The following is a 23,398-nucleotide window of genomic DNA, read 5'->3' on the forward strand; positions in this document are numbered from 1 at the left end:
GAAAGGACCGCACCAGATGACTGCAGCAACGCCCGAGGCGAGCCACACGACCGACACGGTGGAGGAGCTGCGCCAGCGCACCCGCGACTTCATCCGCGGGACCGTCCTGCCCGCCGAGCCCGCCCCCGGTGAGCGCCTGGACCAAGCCACCCGCGACCGCCTCCAACAGGCCGCCAAGGACGCCGGTGTCTTCGCTCCCCACGTCCCCGTGGAGTACGGCGGGCAGGGCGTGCCGATCCAGTGGTGGTCACAGATCTTCCAGGAGGCGGGCTATTCACCGATCGGCCCCTCCGTGCTCAACTGCATGGCCCCCGACGAGGGCAACATGCACATGCTCAACCTCGTCGCCACCGACGAGCAGAAGCGGCGGTACCTCACCACCTTGGCCTCCGGTCAGGTGCGCTCCTGCTTCGCGATGACCGAGCCCCACCCCGGCGCGGGCTCGGATCCCGACGCGCTGCTCACGTCAGCCCGCAGAGAGGGCGACCAGTGGGTGATCAACGGCCACAAGCGCTTCATCAGCGGAGCCGTCGGCGCGGGTTTCGCCATCGTCATGGCCCGCACCGAGGGCACCGACGACACCCCCGCCGGCGCCACCATGTTCCTCGTGGACATGGACAACCCGGGCATCCGGGTGGGGGAGCACATCCACACCATCGACCGTGCGATGGCCGGTGGTCACCCGCACGTGTACTTCGAGGACTGCACCGTCTCGTCCGAGGCGGTCCTCGGTGAAGTGGGCCAGGGATTCCGGTACGCCCAGGTGCGGCTCGGGCCCGCTCGACTGACCCACTGCATGCGCTGGCTGGGGCTGGCCCGACGCTCCCTGGACATCGCCCTGGACCGGTCCGAACGGCGCACGGTCTTCGGCGCGGAGCTGAAGAGCCTCGGCCTGGCCCAAGAACTCATCGCCCAGTGCGAGATCGACATCGAGACCTCGGACGCCATCATCGCCAAGACCGGCGCCCTGCTGGCCAGCGACCCCAGGGCCGGCTCGGCGATGTCCTCGATCGCCAAGGTGCACTGCTCCGAGGCCATCTTCCGGGTCGTCGACCGCGCCATCCAGATCTGCGGCGGTGACGGGGTCTCCGACGGGCTGCCCCTGGCCCAGTACGCCGCCGAGGTGCGGGGCTTTCGCATCTACGACGGGTCCAACGAGACCCACAAGTGGGCCATCGCCCGCCGGGCCTCGTCCCGGCGCCGCAAGACCGTCGATGCCGGCGCGCCGTACCAGGCCGATGCCGTGGTCCGGGACACGGAGAGCCACTGATGACGATGCAGACCGCGCCCGACGGAGTGGAGGTCGTCGCGACCGCCGAGGACGCCGCGTCTCTCGCGAGCCCCCCGCTGCTCGTGATCGAGACGGTGACGGCGTTCCTTGACGAGCACGGGCTCGGGTCCGGACCGCTGGCGTGGGAGCGGATCGGGGACGGCCAGTCCAACATCACCTATCGGATCAGCAGGGGAGGACAGGTCCTGGTGCTGCGCCGCGGCCCCCGGCCGCCACTGCCGCGATCCACCCACGACATGGTGCGCGAAGCCCGGATCCAACGGCTGCTGCGGACCGAGGGGATCCCCGTCCCTGAGGTCGTGGCCGTGTGCGAGGACGAATCCCTGCTCGGCGTCCCCTTCTACGTCATGTCCTACCTGGACGGTGTGGTCATCACCGACACCGTGCCGACCCACCTGGATCCCGTCGAGCAGCGGGACGCCACGAGCCGCGCGGTCGTCGAGACCCTCACCCAGCTGCACCGCGTGGATGTCACGACGGCAGACCTCGCCGGACTGGGCCGACCGGACGGCTACCTCGAGAGGCAGGTCGCGCGCTTCGCACAGCTGTGGGAGGCCAACACGACCCGGGAGCTGCCGCAGGTCGCGGCCCTGGCGACCTGGCTCGAGCAGAACCGCCCCCGCACCCAGGCCGCGGCAGTGGTCCACGGCGACTACCGCATCGGCAACCTGATGTTCGCCGACCGGGCCCCGGCCACCGTCGTCGGGATCCTCGACTGGGAGATGGCGACGCTGGGCGACCCGCTCGCCGACCTCGGCTACCTGGCCGCCACCTACTCCGATCCCGGCAGCGAGCCCACGATCATGGAGCTGACCCCGGTGACCCGTCAGCCCGGGTACTGGACCCGCCAGCAGCTGGTGGACCACTACGCCCAGCGCAGCGGTCTCGACGTCACGGCCCTTCCCTGGTACCAAGCGCTCGCGCTGTGGAAGTCCGCGATCTTCTGCGAGGCCATCTACACGCGGTGGCTCCACGGCGAACGTCCCGGCGACGACTTCAGTCCGACGCTCGAGGCCGGCGTCCCCCGGCTGCTGCAGCAGTCCCAGGAGCACGCGCAGCAGTTGTAGCGGCGCTGTGCCTTCGGCACGAGTTCACCCCACCACAGAAGAAGGATGTCCACCATGTTGCAGACCTTGTCGCGGCCACTGAGTCGATTCGTGGAGCGTTGGCTCCCCGGCCCGTTGATCCTCGCGATCATCCTGACGGCCATCGTCTCGGCCATGGCGCTGACGATGACCGACATCGGTGTGGGCGACCTGATCCTCGGCTGGGGCGACGGGTTGACCGGCCTGTTGGCATTCATGACGCAGGTGTCGCTCGTGCTCCTCCTGGGGTTCACCCTGGCGAACACGCGACCGGTCCACCGTCTGCTGGTCCGCGTGGCGTCGGTGCCGCGCACTCCTCGTCAGGCATACGGATTCGTGACGATCATCGCCGGGATCGGTTCGCTGATCAGCTTCGGTCTGGGACTGATCGTCGGCGGTGTCATCTCGGTCGAGGTCGCCCGCGTGGCACGCAGTCGCGGGGTCAAGCTCCACTACCCGCTGCTCGTCGCCTCCGCCTACAGCGGATTCGTGGTCTGGCACATGGGCTACTCCGGCTCCGGGCCGCTGAACGCTGCCACCGAGGGCGGGGCGTACTCCTCCCTTCCCGGTGGGCTGGTGGACGTCACCCGGACCACCTTCTCCTCCTGGAACATCAGCGCCACGGTGGTCACGCTGGTGGTGATCGCCGGTGCCATGATGCTGCTGGCGCCCAAGGAGCACGAGTACATCGCCCCGGCGCCCGACGCCGTCTTCGACGCGGTGGAGGCCCCCGCCGACAGCGCTGACCCGGAGGCGGACCGGAGCCGGACCCCGGCGGACCGCCTGGAGCACCTGCGGCTCTTCACCCTCGCTCTGGGCGCGCTCCTCGGCGCCTACCTCGTGCTGTACTTCGGCAAGAACGGCTTCGACCTGACGCTGGACATCGTCAACTGGACCTTCCTCGCCCTGATCATGCTCCTCGTGGGCAACGCCAAGGAGCTGGCCGCCCTGATCGTGCGCGGTGGGCGCACCGTCGGTGAAGTACTCCTCCAGTACCCCCTGTACGCGGGAATCATCGGCATGATGAGCGTCAGCGGGCTGGTGGACGTCATCAGCGGGTTCTTCATCGACATCTCCACCCCCGGGACCCTCGGCCTGTGGACGTTCTTCGCCGCCGGCCTGCTCAACATGTTCGTGCCGTCCGGCGGGGGCCAGTTCACCGTGATGGCGCCGCTGTTCGCCGAGCCGGCGAGGGCGCTGGGGGTCGATCAGTCGGTGGTCATCATGGCCATCTCCTACGGCGACCAGTGGACCAACATGATCCAGCCGTTCTGGGCGATCCCCCTCCTCGCGGTGGCCGGGCTGAAAGTCCGCGACATCCTCGGGTACACCTTCATCACCCTGCTGCTCAGCGGGATCATCTTCGCCGGCGTGCTGCTCATCATCGGCGCCGGCTGAGCGGACGACAGTGGTTGCGTTTCGGTTACGCCACCGCGTCGTCGACCCTGTGCGGGGATGTGCGACCCTACTGTCCAGCGCAGGAACCACAGTAGGCCCGCACCGACGCGGGGAATGAGGAAGTACATGACACGGGTGGAGCGACGTCTGCCACGACTGGACGAGTTGCGCCCACTCGTGCGGGTCGAGCGACCGACGCTCCAGCGCACCCGCCGGCACCTCGAGCGGGCTTACACCATCGACGACCTGCGCCGCATCGCCCGGCGCCGCACCCCCGGCTCCGTCTTCGACTACGTGGACGGGGCCGCCGAGAGCGAGGTCAGCCTGAGCCGGGCTCGCGCGGCCTTCGGCGCGGTGGACTTCCGACCGCGGGTGCTGCGCGATGTCTCGCAGGTGGATCCCTCGGTCCGACTCCTGGATGTCACCAGCCCGATCCCGCTCGTGCTGGCGCCCACCGGCTTCACCCGGATGATGCACCACGAGGGGGAGCGGGCCGTGGGCCGTGCAGCCCTGGCGGCCGGTGTCCCCTATGTCCTCTCGACCATGGGGACGGTGTCGGTCGAGGACCTGGCCGCGGAGGTGCCCGACGTCCAGCGATGGTTCCAGCTCTACCTGTGGCGGGACCGGCCGGCCTCCCTGGAGTTGATGGCCCGGGCCAGGGCCGCGGGCTACACGACCTTGGTGCTCACCGTGGACACCGCCGTCGGCGGTCAGCGGCTGCGCGACGTGCGCAACGGGATGACGATCCCGCCGCAGCTGACACCCACGACCCTGGCGGACATGGCCCTCCACCCGCGCTGGTGGGCCAACCTGCTGACCACCGAGCCGTTGACCTTCGCCTCGCTGACCCACTCCGGAGGCACGGTCGAGCAGCTGATCAACCGCATGTTCGATCCCTCGCTGAGCGTCGCCGACCTGGCCTGGGTCCGGGAGAACTGGTCCGGCCCGATCGTCCTGAAGGGCATCCAGAGTGTCGAGGACGCCACCGAGTTCGTCGACCTCGGGGTCGATGGCCTGGTCGTGTCCAACCACGGCGGGCGCCAGCTGGACCGCTCGGTCACCCCCCTGCACGTCCTGCCCGAGATCGCCGCGGCCGTCGGCGGTCGTGTCCCGGTGCTGCTGGACGGCGGCATCATGCACGGCGCCGACATCGTCGCCGCCGTGGCCCATGGGGCCGACGCCGTGATGGTCGGTCGGGCCTACCTCTACGGACTCATGGCCGGCGGCGAGGCGGGCGTCACCCGCGCCCTGGAGATCCTCACCAGCCAGGTCACCCGCACCATGCAGCTGCTCGGTGTGACCTCCGTCGACGAGCTCACCCCGCACCACGCCGTCCTGCCCTGACCACCCACACCCAGCACCACGTCACACTCCTGGAGGAAACATGCGCACCAGTCTGTTCACGATGTCGGCCGCCGCAGGCGCCCTGGCCCTGACCCTGACCGCCTGCGGTTCCGGCGACAGCAGCGGCGGCAGCGACGCCTCCCTCGTCGGTGAGGGCAGCGGCGACTCCTGTGTCATCGAGGGGGAGGTGCCCGTGGGCGCCGCCCTGTCGCTGACCGGCGCCGCCGCCTCGTACGGTGAGTCGCAGCGCAACGGGCTCGAGCTGGCCGCCGCTGACCTCAACGAGAAGGACGGCGTGACCTATGACCTGACCGTCGAGGACGACCAGACCGATCCCAAGCAGGGCATCTCGGTCTTCGAGGGCTTCGTCAACGACGGCGCCAGCGTCATCATCGGCCCGACCCTGTCCAACACGGCCTTCCAGGCGCAGCCGATCGCGCAGGAGGAGGGCGTGCCGGTGCTGGCCATCTCCAACACCGCCGACGGCATCACCGAGCAGGGTGACTACATCTTCCGTGACTCGTTGACCGAGTCCCAGGTCATCCCGCAGACCGTGACCACCGCGATCGAGAAGTACGACCTCAAGGACGTCGTCGTCATGTACTCCAACGACGACGCGTTCACCGAGTCCGGCTACGAGGTGATGGCGTCCGCGCTGGAGGACAGCGACACGGAGGTCACCGACACCTTGACCTTCTCCACCAACGACACCGACTTCCGCGCCCTGCTCACCGAGGCGAAGAACGCCGACCCGGACGCGATCTTCGTCTCCGGCCTGATCGAGGCGGCCATCCCGCTGGTCACCCAGGCGCGTGAGCTGGGCATCGACGTGCCGATCATCGGCGGCAACGGCTTCAACAACCCGCAGCTGATGGCCGACGCCGGCGACGCCGCCGAGGGCGTGGTCGTCGGTGCCGCGTGGAACTCCGCCTCCGACAACCCGCAGAACGCCGACTTCCTCGCCGCCTACGAGGAGAAGTACGACTCCCAGCCCGACCAGTTCGCGGCGCAGGCCTACACCGGCCTGATGCTCATCGACGACGCCGTGCGCAGCGGCTGCTCCGCCGAGCGCGACGCCATCAAGGAGGGCCTGGGCAACATCTCCGACGTGGAGTCGGTGCTGGGCACGATCAGCATCAACGAGGACCGCGACGCCGAGCACGAGGCCGTCGTCCAGGTCGTCGAGGACGGCAAGTTCACCGTCCTGAAGTGACCCACACCCCCACCTGCCACCCCTGACGAAGGCGGACACGTGCAACAACTGCTCAACGGGCTGTCCATCGGCGCCATCTACGCGCTCTTCGCGATCGGCTTCACGCTGGTCTTCGGCGTGCTGGACCGGCTCAACCTGGCCCACCCGTCGGTGTTCGCGGTGTCCGCCTTCGTCGGGATCGAGCTGGTCGAGGTGGCCGGCCTGTCGATCTGGCTGACCCTGCCGATCGTCGCCGCCGTCGGCGGCGTGCTCGGCGTGATCATCGAGCGGGTGGCCTTCCGACCACTGAAGAACAGACCGGATGCCCACTTCGCGGGGTTGATCTCATCGATAGCCTTGGCGGGGATGTTCATCGCCCTCCTTCAATGGAGATACGGCCCGAACACCCGGCGCTTCCCGGCCGAGTCCTTCCCGACGACGACCTACAGCGTCTTCGGCGCGCAGGTCACCGTGCTGCAGGTGGCGATCCTGGCCATCTCGATCCTGCTGATGATCGCGCTGACCGTGCTGGTGGCCCGCTCCCGCCTGGGGCGGGGCATGCGAGCCATCGCCGAGAACCCGACCGCGGCGAAGGTGCTGGGCATCAACGTCGACCGGGTGACGGTGACCACCTTCGCCATCTCCTCGGCCCTGGGCGCCGTGGCCGGAGCGCTCTTCGCGATGAACGTCAACAGCGCCCAGCTGGGCATGGGCTCGGCCATCGAGCTGAAGGGCCTGGCCGTCATCATCGTCGGCGGGATGGGCTCGCTGCCCGGCGCGCTCATCGGCGGCCTGCTGCTGGGTCTCGCCGAGGTGTTCGCGGTGCAGTACGTCGGTTCGTCGTGGCGTGACCTGGTCGCCTTCGGCCTGCTGTTCCTCATCCTGCTGGTGCGTCCGCAGGGTCTCTTCGGTGGCCGCAAGGTGCGTGAGGTCTGAGTGTTCGTCGAGTCCACCTTCGTCTTCATCGCCCTGGGCGGCATCTTCGCCTACTCCTTCTACGCCGTCCTCGTCGCCGGGCAGCTCAGCCTCGGCCAGGCCGGTTTCGCCTCGCTGGCGGCCTTCTCCGCCGCCGCCGTGACGCCGACGCCCAGTGACATCGGGGACCTGCCGGCGCTGCTCATCGCCATCGTCATCGGCATGCTCGTCGGTGCCGTCACCGCCGTGATCCTCGGGTTGCCGACGATGCGACTCCGCGGGGTCTTCCTGGCCATCGCCACCCTCGCCTTCGCCGAGGCGGTGCGCATCCTCGTGATCAACATGGAGTGGACCGGCGGTGCGCAGGGCATGTCGGTACCCAAGGTGCTCGAGCCGTGGATGGCGTGGGTGGCCCTGGCGCTCGTCGCCTACTGGTTCTGGCGGCAGGGTCCCTCCCGGTACGGCCGGGCGCTGGATGCCATCCGTGAGGACGAGCTCGCCGCCCGCGCGATGGGCATCGACGTCAGCCGGCACCGCCTGTCCGCCTTCGTCGCCGCGGGTGCGGTCGCCGGGCTCTACGGCGTGCTGTGGGCCTACTACGTGCGGCTGATCGCCCCGGAGGACTTCGGCTTCGAGAAGGCGATCGACGGACTCGTCACGGCCGTGGTCGGTGGGTCGACGATGTTCGTCGGTCCGCTGCTGGGCAGCGTCTTCCTGACGATGGTCCCCGAGGTGCAGCGCGCCATCGGCATCGAGGCGGGCTGGATCCGCCCGTTCATCTCCAGCCTGCTGCTGCTGCTCGTCATCCTCTTCCTGCCCGGCGGTCTGGCCAGCTTCCTGCCGCGGCGCCGGCCACGTCTGGTCACCGGTGCGGACGGGGACGACGGCGAGCGAAGGGGGGAGACCAGCCTGGCCCGACGGGTGCACCCGGACCCGGGGGAGACCGTGGTCAGCCTCACCGGTCTGGGCAAGGACTACGGCGGGGTCTTCGCCAACCGCGACATCAACCTGCAGATAACCGGCGGCGAGGTCATCGGTCTGATCGGGCCCAACGGCGCCGGGAAGACCACGCTGATCAACATGGTCAGCGGCCTGTCCAAGCCGACGTCCGGGACCGCGGAGGTGCTCGGTCTGCAGCCGGGCAAGGCGGCCGTGCACAAGGTCGCCGCAGCCGGGGTGAGCCGGACCTTCCAGCACTCCAAGCTCTTCGACCGGCTCTCCGCGCTGGAGAACGTCATGGTCGGCGGCCACCTGGTCAGCAAGCCGACCTTCCTGCGCCGGCTGCTCTGGCTGCCCTCGGCCCGCCGCGACGAGCAGCGCGTGGCGCGGCACGCCGCGTGGTGCCTGGCGCGGGTGGGCCTGGCCGAGCAGGCCGGGACCCAGGCCTCGGCGTTGTCCTACGGTGACCAGCGCCGCCTGGAGATCGCCCGGGCGCTGGCCTCGGACCCGTCGTTGTTGATCCTCGACGAGCCGGCCGCGGGGATGAACCACGTCGAGGCCGATGCGCTGTCGGACCTGATCGGCTCGCTGGCCAGTGACGGGCTGACGATCCTGCTCATCGAGCACAACGTCGGCATGGTGATGAAGACGTGCAGTCGCATCGTCGTGCTGAACTTCGGTGAGGTCATCGCCACCGGCACGCCGGACCAGATCATCGAGAATCCTGCTGTCATCGAGGCCTACCTCGGCAGCTCCGAGTCGGAGGAGTCGTCATGACCGCACCGATCCTGACGGTGGAGGACCTCGCCGTGAGCTACGGGCGGGTCGAGGCCGTACGTGGGGTCTCCTTCGAGGTGGCCGCCGGTGACCTGATCACCCTGGTGGGCGCCAACGGCGCGGGGAAGTCCTCGGTGATCAACGCCGTCTCCGGGGTGGTGCGTCCCTCCGGGGGCAGGATCACCTTCGAGGGGAAGGACGTCACCCGCACCCAGGCGCACACGCTGGTGGCCGACGGCCTCGTGCAGGTGCCCGAGGGACGACAGGTGCTGGCGACGCTGACGATCCACGAGAACCTGCAGCTGGGCGGGTGGCACAGCAACGACAAGGCAGCGATCGACGAGGTCTACGAGCGCTTCCCGGTGCTCGCCGAGCGGCGCGAGCTGCCGGCCGGTGCTCTGTCCGGTGGTGAGCAGCAGATGCTCGCGATCGGTCGGGCCCTGGTGGCCAGGCCCCGGCTGATGCTCCTCGACGAGCCGTCGATGGGATTGGCGCCGAAGATCGTCGACGAGGTCTTCACCGTCATCCGGGAGATCCGCGCCACCGGCACCACGGTGGTGCTCGTCGAGCAGAACGCCCGCCGGGCGTTGCAGGCCGCCGACCACGGCTACCTCATGGCCACCGGTGAGATCGTGCACGCCGGGCCTGCGGCCGAGCTGTTGGCGGACGAGAAGATCGTGCAGGCGTATCTGGGGGTTGAGTAGCGCTCTGGTGGTCGTCGGCCCCGGGATCAGGCCGGTGACACGTCGTCGCGGAGGGCGGCTGCCGCCGTCGACATCTTCATCACGAGCCGATCGCCCGGCCCTTTGGTCGGGGTGAATCCGAACGTCTCGTAGAACGCCCTGGCCGTCTCGTCGATGGGGTCCACCACGATGATGCGTCCACCTCCCACGTCGGCGGCCGCGAGGCACACCTCGAGCGCGCTGAGGAGGAGTTGAGCCCCCTCTCCCTGACCCTGGAGGTCACGATGCAGCGCGAGCCGGGCGATGAGGTAGCCGGGCACGAGGCTGTGGCCGCCAGCCGTGCCCCGAGTGAGGTCCCGGGCGACGACCTGCGTCGGCTGGATGGCGGCGTAGGCGACGACGTCATCCGGCGTCGCCTCGTTGACCCAGACGTACACGCGAACGATGCCCTGCCGGTGCATACGGTGCGCGTGCCTGTACAACCAGGCATCGAGGTCGTGGACTCCGCAGTCGAAGCCGCTGAGCTCGTCGTCGTCGGCCAGTTGGCGCTGGAGCCACATCAGGCGCGTCGGTAGCTGCGCGGACCCTGTGCGGCCTTGCGAAGGGCGGCGGCCGGGTCCGGCGTGTCCAGCGACTCGACCAGCTCAGCGAAGAGGACGGGGTCCATCACGGTGACATCGCTGCGCGCCAGGACCTCTTCAGCGGATGCTCTCGTGGCATCGGCGACGAACTGGGACTTGCTGACGTTCAGACGCTGAGCAGCCGCAGACGCGAGTGCGTCCGTCTCTTCGTCGACGCGCGTCTCCCAGCGTCGGGTCTTGGCGGCCATGACTCCACTGTACGGCATTTGTACGGCGTCCCTTCTGGTCTCGTCCTTGAAACGTAGTGGAGGGGCAGTGGGTGCACAGGTGTCGATGTCGCAAGCTGTGCACAGTCGTCGGGGAAGGTGCTTCTTGTGGACTCCGAGCGTGACGCGAGACCTGGTCATCTACAGGTGCTGGTGCTGGAGTTGATCGCTGATCCTGTTGCGTCGACCACAGCGCTGGTGTGTCCGTGGCCGTTGACAATCAGCTCAACGGAGTAGGCCCAGCCATCCGGTCACCCAGCACTGTCCGTTCGGATGATCCAGGCGGTCCGGCCGCTGCCGTAACGTCGCTCGCGCAGGGGATGGTAGGTCCACAGGAGGAGTTGCGTGATGAGGTCAGGGTTGAGGCGGCGCCGGGTCGCGGGAGTGCGAGACCTGCCCAGGTACGGGGTCGTGGTCGCCGGGGTGCTGGCGCTGGCACTCACGGGGTGCGGAGCTTCGGAGACGACGTCGGAGTCGGCGGGTGCCGAGGCGGCGGTGACCTCGCCCGACGTGCAGGACGAAGGGGGAGAGAGCGCCGGTTCCGATGCGAAGGACGCGGCGAAGTCCTCGTCCTCGGCGGCGGGTGACGACGACTCGACGAGTGAGACGAGTGCGTCGGAGGGTGCCGGCGCGGGCAAAGGCAGCGCGAAGCCTCGGGGGTCGAAGACCCTCTACCGGGTGATCCGGGTCGTCGACGGCGACACGGTGAAGGTGAACATCAACGGGGGCGAGTCGGTGCGTGTCATCGGGATCGACACCCCGGAGACGGTCGACCCGGACCAGCCGGTCCAGTGCGGTGGACCGGAGGCCACGGCCGCGGCGAAGAAGCTGCTCAGCGGCAAGAGCGTCGCTGTCGTTTTCGACGAGTCCCAGGGGCGCCGCGACAAGTACGACCGGCTGCTGGCCTACCTCGACGTGCCGGGCTCGGGTGACTTCGGTGAGGACATGATCCGCTCCGGCCACGCGGAGGAGTACACCTACGACGCCGCGTACGAGCGCAAGCCGACGTACCTGGCCGCTGAGCAGTCGGCGCGCAGCGCGGGGAAGGGCACCTGGGGGTCCTGCCAAGAGGAGCCTGCGCCGGCTGCGCCTGAGCCGGCCGAGCCCGCGTACACGCCTCCACCTCCGCCGCCGCCGTCGACGCCGGCACCTGCTCCGGCTCCCACGCCTGCGCCCGCCCCCACGCCGGCTCCCGCTCCAGCGCCTCCTGCAGCACCCGCGGGTCCGGGCCCCGGCTGGACGAACGATGCCCTGACGCCCGGCTACACCGGGTGTCGTCAGGGGTACCCCGGTGGACGCATCAACGGGGTCTACTGGTGGAAGCCGATCCCGTGCTGACCTGAAGGATGCCGCAGCGGGTCAGTGACCGGCCTTGGCGGAGGACCCCTTGGCGCGGGCGACCGTGTACCGCCGCTCGTTGTCTTCCGCCTTGGCTGTCAGAGCGGCGTCGAGGTCGATGCCGGTGACGTCGGCGAACCGCAACAGGTACGTGAGGATGTCCGCCACCTCGTCGCGGACATCCTTGGCCCTGGCGCCGGTCATGACGGCGGCAGCTTCCTCCGGGGGCATCCACTGGAAGATCTCGACCAGCTCGCTCACCTCGACGGACAACGCCATCGCGAGATTCTTCGGGTTGTGGAACTGCTCCCAGTCGCGCTCTTGAGCGAACTCGCGGATCCGCTCCGTCCAAGGTTCGGTGTTCATGGTTCCACCCAACAGCACGAGGCCGACATCAGAGCCAACTGCACTCAGCGTTGTGCTCCGCGAGCTTGGCAGCCAGTGGACGCTCGACGGGCTTGACCGGCACGCGGAGCTGGGCCGAGTCAAGTCTCACGTAGGGCGTGCCCAGACTTTGGTCGACTCGTACGAGCAGGCCCGGGGTGACGGTGATCCGGTGCAGGTCGAAGAGGGTGTGGATGTCCGCACGGAGGAGCAGCCCGTTGTTCGTGCGGTTGGTGTGCGCGCCGAGGAATCGCGAGATGTGCGCGGCCTCCAGGACGAACTCGGTCGACGTCCCCGTCACGGCGCACCGGTTGCCGTACGCGCGCATGAGCTTGTTGCGGAACTCCTTCTGCCCTTGGCGTCGGGCGATGGATCGCAGGTCGAATGTCCTCAGATCCAGGCCCAGTCGCGACATCTCCTCTTCGCGCTCTTGGTCGCGGTACGGGTTGGGGACTGGAGTGGTGTCGAAGTACTGAGAGAGCACAGCCTCTTGGACAGAGTCGTCGAAGGATCGGAACTGGGGCGGGTAGAGGCCGCCCCACTGCTTCTGAAGGTCACTCCATGCCGGTTCGGTGATGGGCGCTTCCGACTCCAGGTCGAAGGTGAACCGTGCCTTGTAGTCGCGTTCGCCGGAGTCATCCCACGGCAGTTGTTCGGCGCCGGTCAGCGGGACGTATGAGGAGGTCGCGGTGCACTGAGACACCAAGGACCCTCCTCCTTGCCAGAAGTACACCGTGTCACCGAGCGAGACCTTGTGCGCGGACGTCATGTCCCAGAATCCGTGCTGCTTGGCGATCTCCCAGTGCTGCGGGTACTTCGAGTCGATGATGGCGACCCAGCTCGTCATGGCATGCCTGCTCCGTGTAAGTCACGGGTGAGGCATGTCCTGCGATGGAAGCCTGTCGATCCGCCGGTGTTCGGTTGGTGTGCGTTCTCGCCTACGACCGCACGAGCGATCGCAGGAAGTCTCGGGTCTGGGGGTCGGTCGAGTAGATGTGCACGCTGCGCATTCCGCGGGTGAGCAGCACCTTGTAGACATTGCGCACGAGCCGGTCGAAGTCGGCGTCCGGGACCTTCTCGCGGTTCTTGAAGTCCGGGTCCCGGTTGGCCTCGCGCACCGAGACCCAGCGGTCGTCACGCCACACCAGATCGGGCCCGATGATCACTCCGGCGTGGTCGTACTCGAATCCCTGAGCGGTATAGATGCAGCCCACCTGGCCGAAGCCGGCCGGGTCTGAGGCCCACAACGGCGAAGGGGGAGCCCCGCCCACTGCTCGGTCGCCACGCAGGTTCCACGGCCGGGACCAGTCGTCGATGTGAACGTCCGGCACGAGTGTCCCGTCGTTGCGTGGGTCGCTCCATGGCCAGCAGTAGCCAGCCGCCATGCGCGCGGTGTAACCCCCTTCGTGCTTCTGGGCGAGCACATGCTCAAGCTCGTGGGGCGAGTCCACGACCTCGACGGTGAAGCCATCGTCCCCGCGCCACGGGAGGGGCCCACCCGGGGCCAGCCCGAGGAGGTGCAGCACCCAGTCGACGTACACCTGTGAACCGCCACACCGGAACTGGTCGTCGAGCCGGATCTCTTCCACCTCGATGCCTAGGACTGCGGCGTAGCGCTCGATGTCCTGCACGGTGCCCAGCTCACCCGGCCGCACGACTTGGTGTTGATCGAGGAGGAAGACGGGCACCCGTGCGGCAGAGAGGAGCTCGTGGATCTGTGGTTGTGCGCGCTCCCGCTCGGCCTTACGGGTGTACCGGTTGACCGAGGTCTCCCGGATGCGGTGCGCCTCGTCGAGGATCAGGCAGTCCAAGTCGTTTGGCTCGGCCGTCATGAACGAGTTGAAGTACTTGAAGAGCTGCCGCACCCGTGGTGCTCGCGCGGCTGCGACCTTGCGCAGCGTCTGGGTGAACGACCGCGAGCCCGTGGCGTGCACGACGGTGCGACCCTGTCTCGACAGTTCGCCCATGAGGGAGAGGGCGATGACGGACTTGCCGCTGCCCGGGCCACCACTGACGACGATGGCTCGCTTGGTGTTCGCGCGCCGGGCCCGTTCGACGGCGTGCAGCACGTGCTCGTAGGCGTCTCGTTGCTCGTCGAGGAGGACGAACATCTCACGGCGCTGGACCTCGTCCGCGGCGACGGTCAGGAGCTGCTTGCTGGGGGCGATCCGCGACGCGAGCAGAGCATCGGCGGCATCGGCGCCCGGTTTGCCGGGAGCCAGGTGCTGGGCGAGGAAGTCACCGAAAGCCGCCCGCCGCTGTCCCGTGAACACGCGAGAACGCGCCGTGGCCGGACGGGCGAAGAGGTCCTCGACCCCACGGTCGGTCGCGTTGTGCAGGTAGGCGGCGCCCACCAAACTGTGTTCGGTCTCCGCGAGGTGACTGGTGAAGTCGGCGATGTAGTCGACGTACCCCTCGACCTGCACGGCCGGGTGGGTGACGCCGCGCCCGCCGTACTGCTCAACGGCGACGAGGGTGTCGGAGTCCTCGAATGCTTCGGCGTGCGACCACTGCTTGAGCTCGACGACGACGTACGAAGGGAGCCCTGTGCGTGGGTGCACGCCAGCGAGGACCACGTCGGCTCGCTTGGACGTCAGCGGGAGCTGGTACTCCACCAGCATCTCCACCTCGTGCAGTCCCACGTCGATCAGGTCGGCACGAAGGGCGGGCAGGCTCCGCTCCCACGCGCGGCGCTCACCGGGCGAAGGGGAATGGCCGGTCTGGATGGACATCTGTTCAGCAAGGCGCTCGGCCAAGTGGTGCTCGAGCGCCGAGAATCCTCGGACGGATGAGCGGAGCAGTGGCACGGACAGATCCCCAGACAGCACGAAACTCGTGCGGGTGGGGGCATGTCCGCGATGGAAGCCCGTCGGGCCGCTATGTCAGTGGCGAGTATGCCTCAAACCGCTTCGCCTCACTCGCTTGGATCCCAACTCTTCGGTGCAGGCCCGAAGGAGCGATTCGTGGATTGGATGATTCCTTCAGCCACAGCAGCACTAGCAGTGCCGCCGATGAGGGCACCCCGACGCTGAACAGTGGCACCCGCCGCGAACGATGATGTCTTGCTTGGTTCCGTATTCGGTGACGGGATTGTGTCCCAGGACCTTGTTGATGGCGCGGATCTGAGACATCGGCACCCTCGAGACGAGATGCTTGGCCCATGTTGGCTCGTGTGCTCGACCATCTTGCCGACTGTTCTCGTCGCGGACTCGCCCAAGGCATTGGCGTGGCGGAGTCCTCTCCCGGGACCTATGACCATGCGTCGGTGGACCCCGGGGCCGACCGGGTGACCTCCTGAGGGGCTGCGCTCCGGTGGGCAGAGTGACTGACAGAGCTACCGCGGTCTCGACGCGGTCGACCGGGACCCCGGGTGGGTGTCCTGGCGGTGGTCGCCCTGCCGCACCTGTACCAGTCGGGTGAGTGCGGAGGCCGCGGCGAGGGCGGCGAGCACGAGCATCGGTGCCGCCGCGCCGATGCTGTCCTGGTACGTGTTGAGGACGAAGGGCAGGGCGAAGCCCGTGTACGTGACGACGTAGAAGATGCCGATGACCAGCCCCCGGGTGGAGCGCGGTGCGAGCCGGTCGACGTCGCGCAGGCCCTGCCCGAGGCACAGGCCGTACGCGGCCCCGAAGACGATCGAGCACAGCACGAAGGTCGCAATGCTCATCCGGCTGCCCGCCACGCCGGAGATGAGGAAGGCGGTGGCCGCCAGCCCCGCTCCGACGACCCCGAGCGGTCGCCATCCGGCGATCCGGCGCGTGCCGAGCTGGACGACGATGCCGGTGCCCAGAGCCAGCACGGCCGCCACCGCCGGCAGCATCGGCCCCCCGTACTGGCCACCGATCCGCTCGGTCAGCACGATCATGGCGACGGTGACGCAGGAGAAGACCCACAGCGTCATCGGCAGTGCGGCCGCAAGGGCAGGACCCAGGCGCCGGTCCTCGACGAAGGGGGCGGAGCTGCCGTCGCGAGGCGGGCGAGGCGTCCTGTGGGGCGCCACGACACTGGCGTAGTCCGGGCGCAGGCAGAGCAGCGCCGAGACTCCGGTCAGGAGCACCGGGACGGCGAAAGCCACGACCAGTCCGGTCTCCCCGGGGGTGAACTGCGCGATCAGGCCGGAGGCCAGCGGGCCGGCCGCGAACCCGGTGGTGAGCACGACCCCTGCGCGTGCGGCCCCCTTCGCCGCGTCGTGGTCGCCCGCCCACGCGGTCCCCGCACTCGCCACCAGGCCGACACCCACGCCGACGACGAGCCTGCCGAGCATCACCCCGGCCAACGTCGGCCAGATCAGCATCACCAGGTTGCCGCCGCCGCACAGGACCAGCCCGGTCAGCACGACCGGCCGTCGCCCCCGGCGGTCCGACAGGCCGCCGCCGAGCAGCAGACCCGGCAGCAGACCGAGGGCGTAGAGGCCGAATGCGGCATCCAGACCCGGCTTGGCGATGTGCTCGACCTCCGCGAGCACGGGCAGGAGGGCGGCGAAGTGGTTCGTCGACCATCCCGCGGCCAGCAGGGCCGCGAGCGTGACCCAGATCGCGCGACGGCGACCGGATGACGGCATGGCGACAGGGCGCGTCGGCGCGAAGGTGCGCTGACCCATCAACCCTCCCGGACGGGTGCGATCGCCCGTGGACTGACGAGCCACGGCACGGTACCTGAAATGTATATCTCCGAGGCTCGGCGCGGCAGGAAGAACAGGTCACGGTGGTGGACTGTGGCCGCGAGTTGACCTCCCTCGACCTGTTCCTTGCGCAAACCGAGATAGTCGCTGCCCTCGGACTGGAGAGTCGAATCCTGCTCACAGGCAGCACCGACCCACCCGGTAAGCCACGACTCGAGTAGGACGGTGTCTCTCGAGTCCACCTGCCACGGGCTCGGCGCGAGCTGGACGGTGTACCCCGCGTGCAGGAACTCCGCTGCGGCCACGTCCACGGCACCGGGCCCGAGGAGTTGGCCGTGGCCGGTCTCGCGCATCTGGTGGTCGTTGAACGCCGCGGTGATCCGGCCGTCGAGAGGGTGCGCGGGCGCCAGCTTCACCTGACCGACGACACTGAGGGTGATCAACGCCGGACAACCGGCCCCAGCGATGCTCGCCACCATCCGTTCGATCTCCTCGCGCGTCATCATGTCGAGGAGCGCTGACGCCGTGACGAGTGAGGCGCCCGTGAGGTCGCTCGGTGGCAACCGGGTGATCTCGCGTAGGCGCCATTCGGTGGTGATCGCCTGGCCGTCACGCGACAGCGGTGGGGGAGCAGCGGTGGCGCGGGTGAGGAGGTCCTCGTCCCGTTCATAGCCCACCCAGTGCTGCGGGCCGGATAGTTGCGGGGCGAGCCAGCGGGACATCGAGCCCGTGCCGCAACCGAAGTCATGGATGACCAGGCCATCCGTCGGCAGGTGCGGACGAAGGGCGTTGACCAGCTGGACGGATCGGGCCGCTGCATCCGCCGGCTCGCGCAGGGCGAGCCAGTCGGCGTCGGCGCGGGCCACCTCCTCGGTCATGGGGACATCCTGACGCTTCCTAGCGGTGGTATCGAGGGCGGACCACGGGCGGCCGTGCGCCCCAGGCACCGAGGCTCATCTCTAGACTCACGCAGATGACACTGCGGGCAGCTTCGGCACTGCTGCTCCCGCAGATCGTGCTGCTGGGCGGGATCGGGCTCGCCACCGGGTGGGGCGTCGTCGGATGGGTCGTGGCCATCGCCGCCACCGCCATCCTGGACACATTCGTCGCCCGCGGGCTGCGCCACCACCACGATGTCCTCGGACCGGCCGACCTCGTGACGATCACCCGGGCCACGCTCACCTGCGCCGTCACCGCGCTCGTCGCCGCATCGCTACTCGCCGGGGACCTCCTCGACACCTCGCCGTGGACGACCACCATCACCGTCCTCGCCGTCCTCTCGCTGACCCTCGACCTCGTCGACGGGTGGGTGGCGCGATGGACCGCGACCGCGTCCCCCTTCGGTGCCCGTGCCGACGGTGAGGCCGACGCCGCCCTCATGCTCGCCCTGAGCATCTGGATTACCCCCAGCCACGGCTGGTGGGTGCTGCTGATCGGACTGGCCCGCTACGCCTTCGCTGCCGCCGGGTGGGTGCTGCCGTGGCTGAGGGCGCAGCTGCCACCGCGCTACTGGCGCAAGGTCGTCACGGCCGTCACCAGCACGATCCTTGTCGTCGCCACGGCGGGAATCGCGCCCCGACCGGTCGTCATCACCGCGCTCCTGGTCGGTCTGGCCCTGATCACCGAGTCCTTCGGCCGCGACATCTGGTGGCTGTGGCACCACCGCCACGCCACAGAAGACCCACTCCGGAGCGCGCGGCGCGACGCCTACGGGCAGCACGATTTCGTCGACCAGCAGGGATTCATGACCGCCGACGAGATCCGGCGGCTCGCCGCCGCAGCCGGCATCGGGCCGGACACGCGGGTGCTCGACCTGTGCTGCGGGCACGGTGGACCCGGCCGCCTCATCACCCGCGAGCTCGGCGGCACCCTGCTCGGCGTGGACGCCGACGCCTCGGCCATCGCGGCCGCCCGCTCCCGGACCGGCCACCTGCCCTGCAGCTACGAGACGGGACGCATCCCACCCGTCCCGGACGGCCCCTTCGAGGTGGTCCTCCTGCTGGAGACGATGCTCGCCTTCCGCGACAAGGAAACCCTGCTGGCCGGGATCCACGCGGCGCTCGCACCCGGCGGTCGCCTGGCCTGCACCGTCGAGGTGGGCGCGCCCCTGACCGAGGCCGAGCGCGCCGCCATGCCCGCCGCCGATACCGTCTGGCCGATCCCGTTGTCCCGGCTGCACGAGGTGCTCGAGCAGGCCGGGTTCGAGGTCACCTGGCAGCAGGACCGCACCGCCGCCCACCGCGGGGTCGTCGACTCGCTGCTGACCGAGTTCACCCGGCACGAGGGCGCGATCGCCGGACAGATCGGGCGCGGCCAGGTGGACGACCTGCTGACCTCGCACCGCCTGTGGAGCGACTGGCTGGGCACGGGGCGCATCCGCAAGGTCGCGCTCGTCGCAATCGCTCAGCCGGTGCAGCGCTCGGACAGGGCGTAGCGCAGCAGCACCACGTCGCCGATGGCGCGCGTCTCGACCAGACGCGCGGGGGAGTCGGCCCGCCACGGGAAGGCCCCGTCGTCGACGAACCGCCGCGCCCGAGAGTCACCGATGAGGAAGGGCGCGAGCACCAGGTGCATCTCGTCGGCCAACCCCTCGGCCAGGAACTGCGTCAGCACCGTGCCGCCGCCCTCGACGAGCAGGCGCTGGACACCCCGCTCGGCCAGGTCGGCGCACACCCGCGCCATGCGCACCGGCCGACCGCCGTCGACGATCGTGGCCACCGCCCCGATCCGCTCGCGGGCGTGCTCGACCCCGTCCCGTGCGCAGTAGACGAGCTTGTCGACCTCCCCGAGGGTGAAGAAGTTCGCGTCCGGGTCGAGGTCGGCCCGCTCGCTGACGGTCACCTTCACCGGGGAGGCGCTCCGCCCGGCGGCGAGCCGCTCCTGCACCCGCTGCTCGCTGCGCACGAGCAGCCGCGGGTCGTCCAGACGCAGCGTGCAGGCACCGACGAGGATCGCGTCGCTGTCCGCGCGCACCTGGTCGACCCGGTCCAGATCGGCCGCGTTGGACAGGATCAACCGCCGCGTCGACGCGTCGTCGAGGTACCCGTCGAGGGAGATCGCGCAGCTGAGGGTCGTGTACGGCCGCGTCACGGAACCACCCGGGCCTCGGGCCGAGCAGCGCGCCGCGACCCGGGCCGAGAGGAACGCGTGCCGGCCACCAGCAGCACGGCGCCGGGCAGCGTCGCCACGAGCGCCAGCACCCCGTAGAGCACCGCCACGCTCACCCCGGTCGCCGCGCCCAGACCGGCCACCTCGAAGGCCCACGCGGCCACCCCTTCGCGCGGGCCCCACCCGGCGACGCTCGCCGGGATCGCGGCACCGAGCAGCACGATCAGCGCCAGGGCCACCTGCCGCCCCACCGAGACCTCGACGCCGGCCGCGGCCATCGCCACGAGCAGGACCGTGACGTGACCCAGCACGGCCACGACCGAGGTGACCACGATGCCCACCGGCGCCCCGCGTACGCGCAGGATCCGGCGCAGGTCCGCCACGAGCACCCCGACCACCCGCACGAGCGTCACCCCCAGCACCAGGGCGACCAGGGCGGCGGCGCCGATCACCACCAGCGCCCGTACCGGGCCGGGCAGCACCACCAGCAGCGCCGCGGTCAGCACGACCTGCACGACCTGCGCGAGGCTGCGTTCCCAGACCACGGAGCGCACCCCGCGCCCCATCCGGTCCACGTCGTAGCCGTGCCGCACCGCGCGGTGGACATCACCGAGGACCCCGCCGGGCAGCACCGAGTTGAGGAACTGCGAGCGGTAGTACGCAGCGACCGCCGCCGGCAGCGCGATGCGCGCGCCCAGACCGGTCGCGACCACGCTCCAGCGCCACGCGGCACAGATCGTCGTCACCACGGTCAGTGCGAGCGCGGCCAGCAGCGCCGGCCAGGTGACCTCGGTGACGGCCAGGACGACGGGCTCGATACCCACCACCGCCAGCAACACCGCGAGGATCACCACGCCGACGGCGGGGCGCCATCCTCTCCCGAGGCGCCCACGCAGAGCGCGGGACCCGGCGCCCGGGAGGCGCTCGCGGATCGGGGCGCGGGTGGGGTCAGGGGCCGCGCGGACCATCCGCCACCTCGTCCAGGACCTGCGCGACGCGGGTGACCGTCTCCCGCCAGGGCGTGAGCGTCAGGCGCCGCCCCCGGGCGGCACCCCGCACCCCTTCGCGGTGGTCGGCGTCGGTGAGCCAGGCACGCAGACCGGCGGCGAGGGCGTCGGCGTCCCCCGGAGGGACGAGCGCGCCGGGCAGCCCACCTCCCACCTGCCCGAGCGTGGCCGGCACCCCACCGACGCGCGCGGCGATGACCGGGATCCCACGCACCAGCGCCTCGGTCACGACCATCGCGTAGGTGTCGGCGCGGGTGGGGTGGACGAGCAGGTCGGCCCGCACGTAGGCCGTGTCGAGGTCGTCGCCCACGCGTGGCCCGACGAAACCCACCCGGTCCGCGAGGCCGAGCTCGGCCACCCGCTCCTGAAGATCCCGGACGAAGACCGGTTCCACATCGAGGGGCCCCACGCAGGTGCACTGCCAGTCCAGGTCCCGGATCGACGCGAGGGCCTCGACCAGCACGTCGTGCCCCTTGGCCCGGGTCACCGGGGCGACACACAGTAGGTGTCCACCCCCGCCGCTGCCGTCGGTGACCTCGGCCGGGCGCACGCCCGGCTCGGCGACGTGCACGCGCGCGTCCGGCAAACCGTGCCGGTCGAGCATCCGGTCGCGGGTCCAGTTGCTCGTGGTGATCACCGCGGTCGCCGCACTGAGCGCGGTCCGCTCCGCGGCCTCGTCCGCGGCCACCATGTGCGCCAGCACGACCAGGCGCAGCCGGTCACCCGCCGCGGCCGTCTCCTCCGGCGCCGCGAGCGCGACCAGCCCGTCGAGCAGGACCACCGAGTCGTCGGGGACGTCGGCGAGCGTCGCCGCCAATGCCGCCGGCGTCTCCGGCTGCGGGTGCGGCCACGACCCGGGCACGGGGTGCTCGCGCACGCTCCACCCGAGCCCGGCCAGCCCGGTGCACACCTCGCGGTCGTAGGTGTTGCCGCCGCTGGGATGGAGCGGGTCGTCGATGTCGCCCGGCAGGACGACGTGCACGGTCCTCACAGCACCACCTCGCAGCTCGCGGAGGCGATGTGCGACTCGTGCAGGGTGACCGTGATCCTGCTCAGGTGCTCACCCGGCCCCAGATCGCCGTCGGCCACCCGCCGGGCGAGCTGCTCGGCGACGGCGAAGGCCAGCGCCTCGGTGGTCGTGTTGCGCCCGGCGAAGTCCGGCTCCTCGTCGAGGTTGCGGTAGGTCAACCCTGCAAGCGCATCCTTCAGCTCCTGCGCCGCCCGGCCGAGGTCGACGACGATCCCGTCACTCGTCAGCCTCGCGCTGTGGAAGGTCGCGTCGACCACGTACGTCGCGCCGTGCAACCGCTGCGCCGGGCCGAAGACCTCACCGCCCAGACTGTGCGCGATCATCATGTGGTCGCGCACGGTCGCGGAGAACTTTGCGTGTTTCATCCGGACTCCTCACCGCCCTCGTCCTCGTCGTGCTCATCGGTGTAGGTGACGACATGGCAGATGGCCGGGATCCGCCCTTCGCTGATCCCGGCCATCACCTGCGGCAGGTCGTCGAAGGGGGAGTCCCCGGTCAGCAGGGCGTCGAACCTCGGATCCCGCAACAGCTGCAGGGACAACGCCTTCCGCTCGGCCGGCGAGCGCACCCCGCGCCGGGCGTCGGCGACGGCGGCGACCTGGCTGGAGCGGATCCGCAGCCGCCCCGAGTGGTAGGCGCCGCCCAGGGCGAGCTCGACGCCGCGGGTGCCGTACCAGCTGAGGTCGAGCACGGTGCCCTCCGAGCGCAGCAGGTCCAGCGCGGTCTGCAGGCCGGCCGAGGTCGCGCTGGTGTGCACGACGAGGTCCTGGCCCCCCTTCGCCTCGTGGGGGAGCGCGAAGTCGACCCCCAGGTCCGCGGCCACCGCCGCCCGGGTCCCGTCCACGTCGACGAGGGTGACCTCGACGCCCGGGTATCGCGCGAGCAGCCGTGCGGCACAACAGCCGACCATCCCGGCGCCGACGACGCCGACCCGGTCACCGAGCAGCGGCGGGACGTCCCACAGGCCGTTGACCGCGGTCTCGACCGCGCCGGTCAGGACCGCCCGCCGCGCCGGCACGTCGTCGGGGACGGGCACGACCGCATCGGCCGGGACGACGTAGCGGGTCTGGTGCGGGTGCAGGCAGAAGACGGTCCGGCCGAGCAGGTGCGCCGGCCCGTCCTCGACGACCCCGACGCTGAGGTAGCCGTAGGCGAGCGGGCCGGGGAAGTCACCCTGCTGCATGGGTGCGCGCATCGCCTCGTACTGGCTCGGCGGGACCTCCCCGCGGAAGACGAGCGCCTCGGTGCCCCGGCTGATCCCCGAGAAGAGCGCACGGACGAGGACCTCGTCGGGGCCGGGTGCGGGCAGTGACGCGGAGCGGACCTCGCCACGACCGGGCTCGACCACCCAGAAGGCGCGTGCGTCCGGGGCCGGGGCACTCACGGTCGACACCTCCTGACGCGACGGCGCTGCCGCTGTGGTCCCTATCGTAGGGCCC

Annotated in this window: 22 protein-coding genes; 10 read left to right on the top strand and 12 right to left on the bottom strand. The window is 70.1% G+C overall.

Features of this window, described 5'->3' with window-relative positions:
* The first annotated feature begins 16 nt into the window (after positions 1–16).
* From V1351_RS06405 to V1351_RS06440, 8 genes are all read left to right on the top strand, one after another.
* Positions 17–1,270 carry an acyl-CoA dehydrogenase family protein gene (locus V1351_RS06405; protein WP_338751836.1) on the top strand — a complete coding sequence of 418 codons (1,254 nt, stop codon included), beginning with the start codon at positions 17–19 and terminating at the stop codon, positions 1,268–1,270.
* Complete coding sequence (locus tag V1351_RS06410; RefSeq protein WP_338751838.1) at positions 1,270–2,358, top strand: phosphotransferase family protein; 1,089 nt, start codon at positions 1,270–1,272, stop codon at positions 2,356–2,358. The genes V1351_RS06405 and V1351_RS06410 overlap by 1 nt, the downstream gene beginning before the upstream one ends.
* Before the next feature lie 54 nt (positions 2,359–2,412).
* Entirely contained in the window at positions 2,413–3,774 is a 1,362-nt protein-coding gene (locus tag V1351_RS06415; RefSeq protein WP_338751840.1) for a short-chain fatty acid transporter, read from the top strand.
* Positions 3,775–3,900: 126 nt separating this feature from the next.
* On the top strand, positions 3,901–5,118 hold the full coding sequence (locus tag V1351_RS06420; protein ID WP_338751842.1) for an alpha-hydroxy acid oxidase: 1,218 nt from the start codon (positions 3,901–3,903) through the stop codon (positions 5,116–5,118).
* 40 nt (positions 5,119–5,158) lie between these two features.
* Positions 5,159–6,331, top strand: a complete 1,173-nt coding sequence (locus tag V1351_RS06425; protein ID WP_338751844.1) for an ABC transporter substrate-binding protein — start codon at positions 5,159–5,161, stop codon at positions 6,329–6,331.
* 39 nt (positions 6,332–6,370) lie between these two features.
* Positions 6,371–7,246: a branched-chain amino acid ABC transporter permease gene (locus tag V1351_RS06430; protein ID WP_338751846.1), complete on the top strand. Its 876-nt coding sequence runs from the start codon at positions 6,371–6,373 to the stop codon at positions 7,244–7,246.
* Complete coding sequence (locus V1351_RS06435; RefSeq protein ID WP_338751848.1) at positions 7,247–8,941, top strand: branched-chain amino acid ABC transporter ATP-binding protein/permease; 1,695 nt, start codon at positions 7,247–7,249, stop codon at positions 8,939–8,941.
* Complete coding sequence (locus V1351_RS06440) at positions 8,938–9,645, top strand: ABC transporter ATP-binding protein (RefSeq protein WP_338751850.1); 708 nt, start codon at positions 8,938–8,940, stop codon at positions 9,643–9,645. The genes V1351_RS06435 and V1351_RS06440 overlap by 4 nt, the downstream gene beginning before the upstream one ends.
* A 26-nt stretch (positions 9,646–9,671) precedes the next feature.
* On the opposite strand, the gene V1351_RS06445 is transcribed toward V1351_RS06440, so the two are convergent.
* The gene (locus V1351_RS06445) at positions 9,672–10,184 is read right to left on the bottom strand and encodes a GNAT family N-acetyltransferase (RefSeq protein ID WP_338751852.1); all 513 of its coding nucleotides are present in this window, start codon (positions 10,182–10,184) and stop codon (positions 9,672–9,674) included.
* A complete protein-coding gene (locus V1351_RS06450; RefSeq protein WP_338751854.1) occupies positions 10,184–10,453 on the bottom strand; it encodes a DUF1778 domain-containing protein in 270 nt (89 codons plus the stop codon). Before V1351_RS06450 ends, V1351_RS06445 begins: the two co-directional genes overlap by 1 nt.
* 402 nt (positions 10,454–10,855) lie before the next feature.
* On the opposite strand from V1351_RS06450, the gene V1351_RS06455 reads away from it, so the two are divergent.
* Complete coding sequence (locus V1351_RS06455; protein WP_338751856.1) at positions 10,856–11,809, top strand: thermonuclease family protein; 954 nt, start codon at positions 10,856–10,858, stop codon at positions 11,807–11,809.
* Positions 11,810–11,830: 21 nt separating this feature from the next.
* Here V1351_RS06455 and V1351_RS06460 read toward each other — a convergent pair whose 3' ends face one another.
* The 5 genes from V1351_RS06460 to V1351_RS06480 form a co-directional block, all read right to left on the bottom strand.
* A complete protein-coding gene (locus tag V1351_RS06460) occupies positions 11,831–12,175 on the bottom strand; it encodes a nucleotide pyrophosphohydrolase (protein ID WP_338751858.1) in 345 nt (114 codons plus the stop codon).
* 28 nt (positions 12,176–12,203) lie between these two features.
* On the bottom strand, positions 12,204–13,040 hold the full coding sequence (locus tag V1351_RS06465) for an HNH endonuclease (protein ID WP_338751860.1): 837 nt from the start codon (positions 13,038–13,040) through the stop codon (positions 12,204–12,206).
* A gap of 91 nt (positions 13,041–13,131) precedes the next feature.
* Entirely contained in the window at positions 13,132–14,925 is a 1,794-nt protein-coding gene (locus V1351_RS06470) for a DUF2075 domain-containing protein (RefSeq protein WP_338751862.1), read from the bottom strand.
* Between the two features lie 602 nt (positions 14,926–15,527).
* Positions 15,528–16,793 carry an MFS transporter gene (locus tag V1351_RS06475; protein WP_338751864.1) on the bottom strand — a complete coding sequence of 422 codons (1,266 nt, stop codon included), beginning with the start codon at positions 16,791–16,793 and terminating at the stop codon, positions 15,528–15,530.
* On the bottom strand, positions 16,793–17,692 hold the full coding sequence (locus tag V1351_RS06480; protein ID WP_338751866.1) for a class I SAM-dependent methyltransferase: 900 nt from the start codon (positions 17,690–17,692) through the stop codon (positions 16,793–16,795). The genes V1351_RS06475 and V1351_RS06480 overlap by 1 nt, the downstream gene beginning before the upstream one ends.
* Positions 17,693–17,787: 95 nt before the next feature.
* Here V1351_RS06480 and V1351_RS06485 point away from each other — a divergent pair, with 95 nt between their 5' ends.
* Positions 17,788–19,248 (top strand): CDP-alcohol phosphatidyltransferase family protein, encoded by a 1,461-nt coding sequence (locus V1351_RS06485; RefSeq protein WP_338751868.1) that lies wholly within the window; start codon positions 17,788–17,790, stop codon positions 19,246–19,248.
* Here V1351_RS06485 and V1351_RS06490 read toward each other — a convergent pair.
* The 5 genes from V1351_RS06490 to V1351_RS06510 are packed head-to-tail and all read right to left on the bottom strand — an operon-like array spanning position 19,218 to position 23,343.
* Complete coding sequence (locus V1351_RS06490) at positions 19,218–19,904, bottom strand: RibD family protein (protein WP_338751870.1); 687 nt, start codon at positions 19,902–19,904, stop codon at positions 19,218–19,220. The two genes, V1351_RS06485 and V1351_RS06490, sit on opposite strands and share 31 nt — an antisense overlap.
* On the bottom strand, positions 19,901–20,890 hold the full coding sequence (locus tag V1351_RS06495) for a lysylphosphatidylglycerol synthase transmembrane domain-containing protein (protein WP_338751872.1): 990 nt from the start codon (positions 20,888–20,890) through the stop codon (positions 19,901–19,903). Before V1351_RS06495 ends, V1351_RS06490 begins: the two co-directional genes overlap by 4 nt.
* Positions 20,871–21,920: a glycosyltransferase family 4 protein gene (locus V1351_RS06500; RefSeq protein ID WP_338751874.1), complete on the bottom strand. Its 1,050-nt coding sequence runs from the start codon at positions 21,918–21,920 to the stop codon at positions 20,871–20,873. The genes V1351_RS06495 and V1351_RS06500 overlap by 20 nt, the downstream gene beginning before the upstream one ends.
* Entirely contained in the window at positions 21,917–22,324 is a 408-nt protein-coding gene (locus V1351_RS06505) for a 6-pyruvoyl trahydropterin synthase family protein (protein WP_338751876.1), read from the bottom strand. The genes V1351_RS06500 and V1351_RS06505 overlap by 4 nt, the downstream gene beginning before the upstream one ends.
* Positions 22,321–23,343 carry a zinc-dependent alcohol dehydrogenase gene (locus V1351_RS06510; RefSeq protein WP_338751878.1) on the bottom strand — a complete coding sequence of 341 codons (1,023 nt, stop codon included), beginning with the start codon at positions 23,341–23,343 and terminating at the stop codon, positions 22,321–22,323. Before V1351_RS06510 ends, V1351_RS06505 begins: the two co-directional genes overlap by 4 nt.
* Positions 23,344–23,398 lie beyond the last annotated feature (55 nt).

Origin of the sequence: Janibacter sp. A1S7, assembly GCF_037198315.1 — a bacterium.
GTDB classification, from domain to species: domain Bacteria; phylum Actinomycetota; class Actinomycetes; order Actinomycetales; family Dermatophilaceae; genus Janibacter; species Janibacter alittae.